The sequence below is a fragment of the uncultured Leptotrichia sp. genome (assembly GCF_938036635.1).
Lineage (GTDB): Bacteria > Fusobacteriota > Fusobacteriia > Fusobacteriales > Leptotrichiaceae > Leptotrichia > Leptotrichia hongkongensis.
Genome location: NZ_CALHQO010000008.1, coordinates 1 through 3,005 on the forward strand (window position 1 = coordinate 1; position 3,005 = coordinate 3,005).

Consider the following 3,005-nt stretch of genomic DNA (forward strand, 5'->3'; position numbering starts at 1 on the left):
GCAAGAAAGCGGTGTTGTCTTAGAAGAATTTCACAAGGTTTATCCGCTATAAAAGATGCAGATTAAAGCATTACAGAGAGAATCTTAACAAATGATATAAAAAATGCTATAATAAAATAAATTTATTTTGATTTTTCTTAAATATCAATATCCCTATTAAAAGAGATATTACTGAAACAAAAAAACATATAAAATTTAAATTTAAATCTGGAATTTCATTATACAACAAAATTTTTCTAAAATAGTCTACATAATAAGTCATAGGATTTAAAGAAATAAAATTTCTATATTTATCAGGTACTATTTCCAAAGGATAAAAAACTGGTGTAAGATAATTCCAAACTATTAATAAAATGCCATACAAATGAATAATATCTCTAAAAAATACTGCTGTACTTGAAAGAATGAACCCTATTCCTAAACTAAATATAGTAATATACATAAATAACAAAGGTATAAAAAGACTTGATATCCCTATTTTTTGTTTTGTAAATAGAATGACTATAAATACCGCAATTAATGAAAAAATTAAATTTACTAATCCAAATAAAGTTTTAGAAAGTGGAAAAATATACTTAGGCAAATAAACCTTTTTTATAAGACCTCCATTTCCAAGTATTGACATCATAGACATATTAGTCGCTTCAGAAAAAAAATTAAAAATTACCTGTCCAGTAATAAGATACAAAGGAAAATTTTTAGTTGAAGATTTAAAAACTTCTGAAAAAACAATAGACAAAACTATCATCATTAAAAGAGGATTTAAAATACTCCATAATATCCCCAAAACTGATTTTTTATATTTTACTTTTATATCTCTAACAACTAATTCTTTTACAAGATCTTTATATTTAAATATTTCCATCAAATCCTCACTTTCTTTATTTTATCAGTCCAATTAAATATTGACCATATGCTGTTTTCATCATTGGCTCAGCTAACTTTTTCAATTTTTCTGATGATATCCAGCCCTTTTGATAAGCTATTTCTTCAAGGCAAGCAATATAAAAACCTTGTCTATTCTGAATAGCTTCGACATAATTAGCTGCTTCTAACAAAGATTCATGAGTACCTGTGTCTAGCCACGCTGTACCTCTTCCAAGATTTTTAACATTCAATGTTCCTTCAGAAAGATACATTTCGTTCACAGCTGTTATTTCTAACTCACCTCTTGCGGATGGTTTTACATTTTTTGCTTTTTCGATAACTGTATTGTCATAGAAGTATAAACCTGGAATCGCATAATTTGATTTAGGTTCTTTTGGTTTTTCTTCCAATGAAATGGCTTTTCCATTTTCATCAAATTCTACAACTCCATAAGCTCTGGGATCTTTTACAGGATATCCAAATATTGTAGCTCCTTTTGTTAAATTAGCAGCCTGTTCAACTAACCCAGAAAATCCGCTACCGTAAAATATGTTATCTCCTAAAATTAAAGCTACGTTATCATTACCGATAAATTCTTCACCAATTAAAAAAGCTTCTGCAAGTCCATTAGGCTTTTCTTGCACTTGGTATTTTAAAGATATGCCCAAATCACTTCCATCTCCTAAAAGTTCTTGAAACAAAGGTAAATCCCTTGGTGTAGAAATAATCAAAATATCCTTTATATTTGCAAGCATAAGTACAGATAAAGGATAATAAACCATAGGTTTATCATAAATTGGTATGATTTGTTTTGAAATTGATTTTGTTAGTGGATAAAGTCTAGTTCCACTACCTCCAGCTAAAATAATTCCTTTCATTTAAAAATACCTCCTTAAAAGTATTATAAGTGTAATTTCATTTCCCTTTTCCAAACAAAACAGCTTTAGCTGTTTTTGCAACGATTAATACATCTAGTATTAAATCTTGATGTTTTAAGTAATATAAATCATATTCAAGCTTTTTTTTAGCATCATCTAAACTTTCACCATACGGGAACATTACTTGTGCCCAACCTGTTATTCCAGGTTTTATAAGATGTCTTAGATTATAATAATTTATCTGTTTTGCATAATCTTTTGCAAGTATGTCCCACTCTGGACGTGGACCAATAAAACTCATTGTACCTTTTAAGATATTCCAAAGTTGTGGCAACTCGTCAATCCTTGTTTTTCTCATAAACTTACCAAATTTTGTAACTCTTGTATCATTATCTAGAGTATATTTTGAATATTTATCAGGATCATGTAATCTCATACTTCTAAACTTATAAACTCTGAAAGGTTTCATATTTTCACCTATTCTTGTCTGTTTGAATATAACTGGCCCTTTAGATTCAAATTTAATAATTATTGCTGTAATTAATGCAAGTGGGGAAAGAATAACCATCAAAATTAATGCGAGTATTAAATCCATTCCTCGTTTTATATTTTTTTGCATTTCGTTATTTAGAATATCAAATCCATTTGATTCCAAAAGCCATTCTTCATTTATTTGATTTATATCGATTTTTTTTTGAATATCTTCGTTAAATTCTTCATAAGTCATTATTTTTAGTCCGTTGATTTTTAAATCAAATATGCGTTTTAAATATTTTTTGAAATCAGGACTTTTTATATCTTTTACAATTACTAGAATATCAACATTATTTCTAGCAATAATTTTTTCCATTTCGTTGTAATTTCCAATAAGATATTTTGTTGCTTTGCTTTTATTATTTGAAATATAACCAATATAATTGTAGTCTAATGTATTTATAATATCTTCCTGAATGTTGTTTTCTATGTGATTTGAGCCAAATATTAATACATTTTGCTTTTTCATATAAATGGAACATACAATTTTTCTAAAAACCACTTGAAATACAAATATTAATACGTATATATAAATAATATCAATTCTTTTCCAAAAAGCATAAAGCATCCCTGAAAATATCAAATCAATTCCTAAAGTTATAAAAACATCTTTATATCTAAAACGTTCTGCATAAAAATCCAACTGTCCAAATATAAATTTTACAAATATAAACAGGATAAATATAAAATTAGTTAGATATTTTGCTACATAATCATATTTATCCA

At 26.9% G+C, this 3,005-nt stretch carries 3 protein-coding genes; all 3 read right to left on the reverse strand.

The window, feature by feature from the left end; genetic code table 11:
• Positions 1–106: 106 nt before the first annotated feature.
• Complete coding sequence (locus Q0370_RS00065) at positions 107–865, reverse strand: ABC transporter permease (RefSeq protein WP_299570404.1); 759 nt, start codon at positions 863–865, stop codon at positions 107–109.
• A 16-nt stretch (positions 866–881) separates the two neighbouring features.
• A complete protein-coding gene (gene rfbA, locus Q0370_RS00070; RefSeq protein ID WP_299570407.1) occupies positions 882–1,745 on the reverse strand; it encodes a glucose-1-phosphate thymidylyltransferase RfbA in 864 nt (287 codons plus the stop codon).
• Positions 1,746–1,782: 37 nt separating this feature from the next.
• Positions 1,783–3,005: sugar transferase (locus tag Q0370_RS00075; protein WP_299570410.1), on the reverse strand; the 1,223-nt coding region annotated here is incomplete at its 5' end.